A 7,217-nucleotide genomic window follows, 5' to 3' on the forward strand; every position below is an offset into this window, starting at 1 on the left:
CAGACCCTGTATAATTGGCGTAATCAAGCCCAAAAGCAAGGACAGCCCATGCCCGGTAATAAAAACACCCCCGACAACTGGTCAAGCGAAGCCAAGCTTGCCACCATCATTGAGACCAGCGGATTGACAGAGACTGAACTTAGCGAATACTGTCGTCGTAAAGGCCTATACATCGAACAAATCAAAGCATGGCGAGCAGGTGCTTTATCAGGATTCAATCAAAGCCAAAAGCAAAGCTTAGCAAGCAAACGCCAGCAACAAGCAGACCGCAAAAAGATTAAAAAGCTAGAGCGTGAGCTTAATCGCAAAGAGAAAGCTTTAGCAGAAACTGCCGCCTTACTGGTGCTCAGAAAAAAGCTGGATGCGCTCTGGGAGACGCAAAGCGAGGACGACTAACCTCACTGCCACAGCGCAAACAATATATCACATGGATACAAGAAGCCAAAGACTCAGGGGCAAGACTACCACCTGCCTGTAACGAGGCAGGTATTAGTGTACGTACCTATAGACGCTGGTATAAGCAAGGTCAAATAGCTCATGACAAGCGATCTGAAGCTGTGCGGCCTATGCCCAGCAACAAGCTCACAGATGATGAAACAGCTGCCATCATCAAAGTCTGTAACGAGCCCCGCTTTGCAAGCCTACCACCGACACAGATCGTACCCACCTTGCTAGATGAAGGTATCTATCATGCTTCTGAATCCACCTTTTATCGTGTACTTAACGCCCATAATCAACTAAACCACAGGGGACGTAACCTTGCGCCCAGAGCTTACAGTGCACCGCAATCATTTACCGCCACAGGGCCATGCCAAGTGTTCTGTTGGGACATCACATACCTGCCAAGTCCTGTACGCGGTCAGTTCTACTATCTATATATGATTGAAGATGTGTATAGCCGTAAGATTGTCGGATGGGAGGTGTATGACCATGAGTCAGGTGAGCTTGCTGCCAAGCTTTTACAGCGTACGTTAATTAAAGAGAAGTGTCTGCATTCAGGTGTCGTTCTACATTCTGATAATGGTGCACCGATGAAGGCGCAAACGATGCGGATGAAAGCCTATGAGCTTGGGGTTGTGACCTCTTATAGTAGACCTCGAGTAAGTAATGATAATCCGTTTGCAGAGTCTTTATTTAGGACGTTTAAGTATCGTCCTAATTGGCCAACAGATGGCTTTAATAGCCTTGAGACCGCAAGGCAATGGGTGCTTAGGTTTACCCATTGGTACAACATGGAGCATAAGCACAGCAAGCTTCGCTTTGTAACCCCTAATGAGCGTCATACAGGTAAAGATAAAGAGATACTAGCGAAACGCAAACTGATAATGGAGGATGCTAAAAGTCTTAACCCTACTCGTTGGGGGAGCCGTGCCGTAAGAAATTGTACGCCAGTTAAGCCAACGACTTTAAATCCGTTCAAAGAGCCTAAATCGATTGATGAAATGAGAGTCGCCTAATTCATATATTGGTGACAACTATGTTGACAAACACCGCAAGTTCAGGAAGAACAGAAAAGAACAGCTGCTAACCAGGAGCTTAAGAGTAGTTTAGCGTTAGAAGAGCTTGAACGAGAAAATGAAAAAATCATTCAAGAAGCTATAAAAGCTAAGCCAAATTTATTTAAAACCAAATCAGATCTGTTGGCTAATATAGGCAATAACAGACAAAAAGCAAAGGATGATGAGCGTAAAGACAGGCAAAAACATAAAGGTGAAAAAGGAAGGCTTATTAAGCTCCATAAAGGGGCGAGCAGTAATAAAAATATGACAAATTTAAGTGAGGAAGATTTAGCACTCAAGTTCCCTGTTTATCATGATATTTTGTCTGAAGATGATTAATTATAGAGGGGCAAGGAATAATGATTATTAATGCTGTTTATAAGGAAAGTTTTGGCAGCTATAAAGGTAATCCATTTATTGAGGCATTACCCAGCATTCTAGAGCCGAAACAGGTAGCTAGAAATCTTGAAGGTCGTGTTGATTTCAATCAGTCTGACTGTCAGGCGTCATCTTCAGTTCGAGCACATTTAATTTCTCAAATGATGGGGCAGTTTTTCCAACCCATTAATCGTCATATTGATCTAGAAAGAAAGCTATCTGTGATGATTCGTGAGGGGTATGTGGGGCGCAATCCAAAAGATGGCTCTTTAAACACGCGTCTTCAAAATGGTTACGAGCGTTTAATGTCAGGGGAGAATAATGCAGTCAGATTCCCCACTGTTACTTCAACAGCACGAAGTTTAGCTTTTATAGGTTGCTCGGGTAGCGGTAAAACAACTACTCTTAATAAGATTTTGTCTACTTATCCTCAGGTCATTTATCACCCTGAATTTAATTTCACTCAAATCGTATACCTGAGGGTAGACTGTCCCCACGATGGTTCTCTTAAAAGCCTTTGCCTTCATTTCTTTAGAGCAATTGATCAAGCGTTAGATTCTAACTATGAACAAAAGTATGCGTTGAAGCGCCATAGTGTCGAAACTTTGCTAAATCTAATGCGTCAAATATCTAATCACCATGCTATAGGTCTCCTAGTGATAGACGAGATACAGCACCTGAGTGTTAACAAATCTGGTGGCGCTGAAAAAATGCTGAATTTTTTTGTGACGCTAGTTAATACAGTGGGTCTGCCCGTAGTTATGGTTGGCACACCAAAAGCCAGGTTTATTTTTGAAGGAGATTTAAGATCAGCTCGTCGAGGCGTTGGATTTGGTTCAGTTTTTTGGGAGCAGATGGTTCAAGAACCAAATATTCACTTATCAGATGACAGAGTAATCAAATCTGAATGGAATAGCTTTACCGATAATCTATGGAAGTATCAGTGGTTAAAAAAAGCCGATATTACGTTGTCTGAAGATATAAGAGATCGTTGGTATGAATTGTCTCAAGGGGTTTTGGATATTGTCGTTAAACTTTTTGTTCTTGCTCAGCTAAGAGCTATAGATTCAGGACTAGAGCGTATTACCGTCAAATTGCTGCAAAATACTTATGATGAGGATTTAAAACCTATTCATCCTATGATTGAGGCCTTACAGTCAGGTAGATCTGACAGAATTGCTCAGTTTTCAGATCTAGTAGTACCAGATATTGATAAAAAGTTATTACAGCTTCAAAGTAAGCTGGATCAAAAAAGAGATGAGTTTGATGAAGTATCAGAATATCAAGGTCATGAGTTAAGTATTAGATTGCATCGTATGCTGGTAGACCTAGGGCAGGACTCTACTCTTTTGGTCCCCACGGTTAAAAAAGCTGTTACTGAGCTACCTGAAGCCACTATGGTTGATTTAATACCTATTATTTTAGACTGGCTTAAAGAAGCTAAGCTAGATTTAGATAATAACGAGCCTAAGAGTGCTTCTAAGGCGAAAGTATCTAAAATAAAGCCAAAGTCTATTAAGCAGAAGGATTGGCATACTTTAGACTCTGATGACCTGCGCTTTCAGTTCAGCCAAAAAGATGAAAGTGAAACGTTCTATGAGCATTTAAAAACTAACACGTCGTTAATTTTTGCTGTTGACGATTGGTTGCCTAAGGCAAGCTAATATGATTAATCTTCCCATGCCATATTCTGAAGAGCTAATCTATAGCACAGTTGCTAGGTATAAGGTTAGGGCTGGATTAATGAGCCCAAAACAGCTGTTAGATGACGTTTTTGAAGATAGAGGTGTGGTTGCAACCATTGACCTGCCTTGTCACTTGTCTAAGATTATCAGTCATTACCCTCAATATACTTTTAACCTAGATCATATCGCCTATCAACACACTCTTTTTCCTTTGTACGCTCCGTTCATTCCCGAGGATAGAAGGCAGGAGTGTTTAAGATGGATGGCTGGGCATTCACAAGGTGCTATTCATTTGTCTATTGGTAGCAACGCATCTAGGCTTCCTTCCTTGAAGTACATTCGTTATTGTCCTCAATGTTTTAAAGAACAATTTAAAGCTCATGGTGAGTGGTATTGGTCACGTATTTGGCAGGTTTCAGGATTAAATTGCTGTATCAAGCATGGTATTAGATTGGAAGACTCGTTAATCGAGTATAGACCAACTTCTCGACATGACTTTATTGCCCCCAATACCAGAGATTGCTTAGTGCATACCCAAGAGCATATTAGCAAAGACGATTTGTTTATTGCAGTGAAGGTAGCTGAGCTATTGTCTCTTGGCGTACAAGCTTCTCCAAGCTTAGAGCAGTGGACTGCCTTTTATCGAAGCTTGGCTCGTTCTCATGACTGCATTAAAGGCTCTCAGCATATAGATCATCAGCGTGTTTTAGAAAAGGTGAAGAAAAGATGGTCGTTAGAGTTCCTAGAGTCAAATAACTTAAGTAATCTTGAGAGTGAAACAGGTTGGCTTCGAGGTATTTTTCGTAAACATCGTAAGTCATTTAGTTATATCGAGCATATTGTCGCTATTACTTCTATGTTCGAAGATAAACCATGGACTTTTGCAGAGGTAATTGCTCAAGTAAAAAGTCAGCCACTTAAACAACTTTCAGATAATGAAAAGACTAAAAAAACACTTAAAGTTGATATGGGAGTTGTTGAAGCAAACAGAGCTGTTTGGTTAAAACTGATACAGAGCAATAAGTCCTCTGTTAAAGAAGCTAGAAAAGTAAATCAAGCACTGTATGCATGGTTATATCGAAACGATAAGCAGTGGCTTATGAATACTAACAAGTTCTATCATAAGCCTCATATACCTAAAGGCTTTGTTGTTGACTGGAAAAGGCGAGATATTGAGTTAGCAAAAGCTTTAATTAAACTATATAGGCAAACCTACATCGATTTAACACTGCCTCGTAAATCCAATAGATGGTGGATGCAACAAATTGGTGCGGTTTCGCTTATTGAAAAGAATTTGGACAAACTGCCTGTAGTAACAAAGTTTTTAGATCAATACAGTGAAGATGTTAGTGACTATCAGATTAGACGATTAAGCCGTGTGCTAATTGATAGCCTATTAAATAAAGAAGCTTTACAACGTTGGGAGGTGTTGCGACTAGCTGGATTAAGTGATGAACGAATTACTCACGAGTCCAGTCGATTTTTAGCAAAGGCTCACAATATTGTGAATAGACGAATTAGCAAGGTGAGTATATGAAAGTAAAAGGCTATCCAGAAGACGCTCAAATACGGTATATTGCCAATATTTTTAAATTTAAACATTTGAAATCATGGAATCTTAAGGTTTGCATAAGAAATAATGGGCAAGATCACATATTACATACTAGGCTATCGAATTTACCAGCTATAGCAAAGAGAAGGTTTATAAACCCTTCAGATGGGCAACCTCGGAAAGGTGGTTATCCAATGAATTTGCAGAACATCTCAACTTCTAATTGGCAAGAGAGCGATGATTCAGAAGGTGGTGGTAAAACCTTTGTGTTTGACCATATTAGATCAGATGGGTCAATAATAACTGTCCATATACCTCAGATTGAGTTTGCAAGAGTATTATTTTTCCACAATGCTTATTTGGCTAGAAATTGTATTGACCATAATATATTAAAAAGGGAGTTTAATATAAACCATGACTATGAAGATTGTACCCTGATAGATGTATTGCCCATATGTACAGTACCATTAAGAACTTTTGATAGTTATGGTCAAAGGCGATTATTAGCATGGATTTTACTGGATAAAAATGCCCGTGAATCATATGAAAGTATTGCAAAAAGGTTTATAGAACAGGCTGCGGAAGTAAATAATATTAAATCTTGGAATTTTCAATTTGACTGTCCAAGTTTAGATAGTATTTCACTACAGACTTCTGGATGGTTTGATAAAAAGACTAACAACTACCATGTTCACGAAATTTTAGATATTAGCGATATTGAAACTGCTTTATCTAAAAAAGTTAAGTTCTACAGTAAAAAATTCAAGTTCGGTGCTCAATCAAAGGGTAAAGGGGGCACTGCTACAGGGTGTAGTACTCAAGACAATAATATTATTAATGATCAAAATGACGCAGATATAGATACCAAGGTCAAAAAACTGAACATACCAAAAACCACTTTTAGATTTTCAAACCCGATTGAAACTAGCAAAGTAGTAAGAAGAAAAGCTGGCGGTGGTTTAGATTCAAATAAGTCTTCTATCGGCGATTTTGAAGAGATTGATTTGAATACTGATGAGGCTGTAATTGATGGTACAGCATGTCAGGCTGATTTTGCAGGGCTAGATGACCAAACTGTGGATTTAGACTTATATATGCAACGTTTTGAGGCTTTTAAACTACTAATTAAGATGCTTTCCGAGCGTCCTGATGTTGAATGCTCTGAGACACTACATTTTTTTCCTGCTGTTGGGCGTTCAAGGTTACATGAAACGGTTGATGGTAATCGCAGGACTTTACTTGAGGTTAAAATAACTAAGGATAATGATACTTTTGTTATTTTAGAGATTGATACAAGTGATAATGTTAGATTGATGTCAACATTGATTATAAAAATCAATGATATAGAATTATGGAACTCTCAACTCGATAAAACACTGGTAGAAATTGTGAAAAGATCATTGCATTGGCCAACCGATAAGAGTTTGAAAAAGTTTGGAGACGTTACTAGGTTGATACATCCTAAAAAAGAGTATGAGCTTTTAGAGAGTAGTGTGGAGTTTCTACGTTGGCAAAAGCGGTTGAATGACGCTTTGAATGTAAATTAGCTGTATTGGCTCAAATCCAAACTACAACATACTCTTATTTAGTATGTAATGTGCTTCTATCAAATATCCCGCTACCTCAACGCAGACCTAATTAGCTTCATCTTAGCCCTACGAGCATTCTTACAGTTTTCAGCTAAGTTGCCTTCAACCTTATACCCTTTATCGTTCTCAGCTTTACAGCGATACTGTACCTTCTCAATCTCGTCAGGGTTTTCAGTATAATAGCTGACGGTTCTCACCTTTTCCTCGCCACACCCTGTTAAAGTCAAAGTTATACCAATTCCAAGAAATAATATATAATAAATTATTATTTACTATTACGACGCCAGTATGCCAAAAATAACGCCTAGAAATCATAAGTTAAGTGATCACGACTTTCTGAAGCTATCAAAAGTTGAATCTAAACCAAGAGCACGGGTCAAACTGCTTATATTACATCAACTCAGTCAAAACAAATCCTTAGAAGGCATAGGTAAAGACTTTGGCTATCATCCTCAAAGCATAGGTATCATCAGAAAGCACTACTGGCTATATGGTCTTAAAAGCATCTACGACA

General features: G+C 38.9%; 7 protein-coding genes and 1 pseudogene. 7 read left to right on the forward strand and 1 reads right to left on the reverse strand.

What is annotated here, in order from left to right:
• The 6 genes and pseudogenes from H140_RS0113335 to H140_RS0113360 form a co-directional block, all read left to right on the forward strand.
• Positions 1-396, forward strand: a pseudogene (locus H140_RS0113335) (IS3 family transposase); the annotation flags it as partial.
• Positions 397-431: 35 nt separating this feature from the next.
• Positions 432-1,457, forward strand: a complete 1,026-nt coding sequence (locus tag H140_RS0113340) for an IS3 family transposase (protein ID WP_265596791.1) — start codon at positions 432-434, stop codon at positions 1,455-1,457.
• Positions 1,458-1,640: 183 nt separating this feature from the next.
• Positions 1,641-1,838: a hypothetical protein gene (locus H140_RS16160; RefSeq protein ID WP_019674145.1), complete on the forward strand. Its 198-nt coding sequence runs from the start codon at positions 1,641-1,643 to the stop codon at positions 1,836-1,838.
• Between the two features lie 20 nt (positions 1,839-1,858).
• A complete protein-coding gene (locus tag H140_RS0113350; protein WP_019674146.1) occupies positions 1,859-3,541 on the forward strand; it encodes an AAA family ATPase in 1,683 nt (560 codons plus the stop codon).
• Between the two features lies 1 nt (position 3,542).
• Positions 3,543-5,099 carry a TnsD family Tn7-like transposition protein gene (locus H140_RS0113355; RefSeq protein WP_019674147.1) on the forward strand — a complete coding sequence of 519 codons (1,557 nt, stop codon included), beginning with the start codon at positions 3,543-3,545 and terminating at the stop codon, positions 5,097-5,099.
• Entirely contained in the window at positions 5,096-6,661 is a 1,566-nt protein-coding gene (locus H140_RS0113360; RefSeq protein ID WP_019674148.1) for a Tn7-like element transposition protein TnsE, read from the forward strand. The genes H140_RS0113355 and H140_RS0113360 overlap by 4 nt, the downstream gene beginning before the upstream one ends.
• 71 nt (positions 6,662-6,732) lie before the next feature.
• Here the strand turns inward: H140_RS0113360 and H140_RS16580 are convergent, their stop codons facing one another.
• Positions 6,733-6,972, reverse strand: coding sequence for an EexN family lipoprotein (locus tag H140_RS16580; protein WP_026349106.1), 240 nt, complete (start codon positions 6,970-6,972; stop codon positions 6,733-6,735).
• Between the two features lie 19 nt (positions 6,973-6,991).
• Here H140_RS16580 and H140_RS15990 point away from each other — a divergent pair.
• The coding region (locus tag H140_RS15990) for a hypothetical protein (protein WP_026349107.1) at positions 6,992-7,217 on the forward strand (226 nt) is incomplete at its 3' end.

The sequence above is a fragment of the Psychrobacter lutiphocae DSM 21542 genome (assembly GCF_000382145.1).
In the GTDB taxonomy this organism is placed as follows: Bacteria; Pseudomonadota; Gammaproteobacteria; order Pseudomonadales; family Moraxellaceae; genus Psychrobacter; species Psychrobacter lutiphocae.

Bases quoted from the DNA above. Each gene is read 5' to 3' on its own strand.
- H140_RS0113350 (WP_019674146.1), top strand. From the start codon at position 1,859: ATGATTATTAATGCTGTTTATAAGGAAAGTTTTGGCAGCTATAAAGGT.
- H140_RS0113360 (WP_019674148.1), top strand. From the start codon at position 5,096: ATGAAAGTAAAAGGCTATCCAGAAGACGCTCAAATACGGTATATTGCC.
- H140_RS0113355 (WP_019674147.1), top strand. From the start codon at position 3,543: ATGATTAATCTTCCCATGCCATATTCTGAAGAGCTAATCTATAGCACA.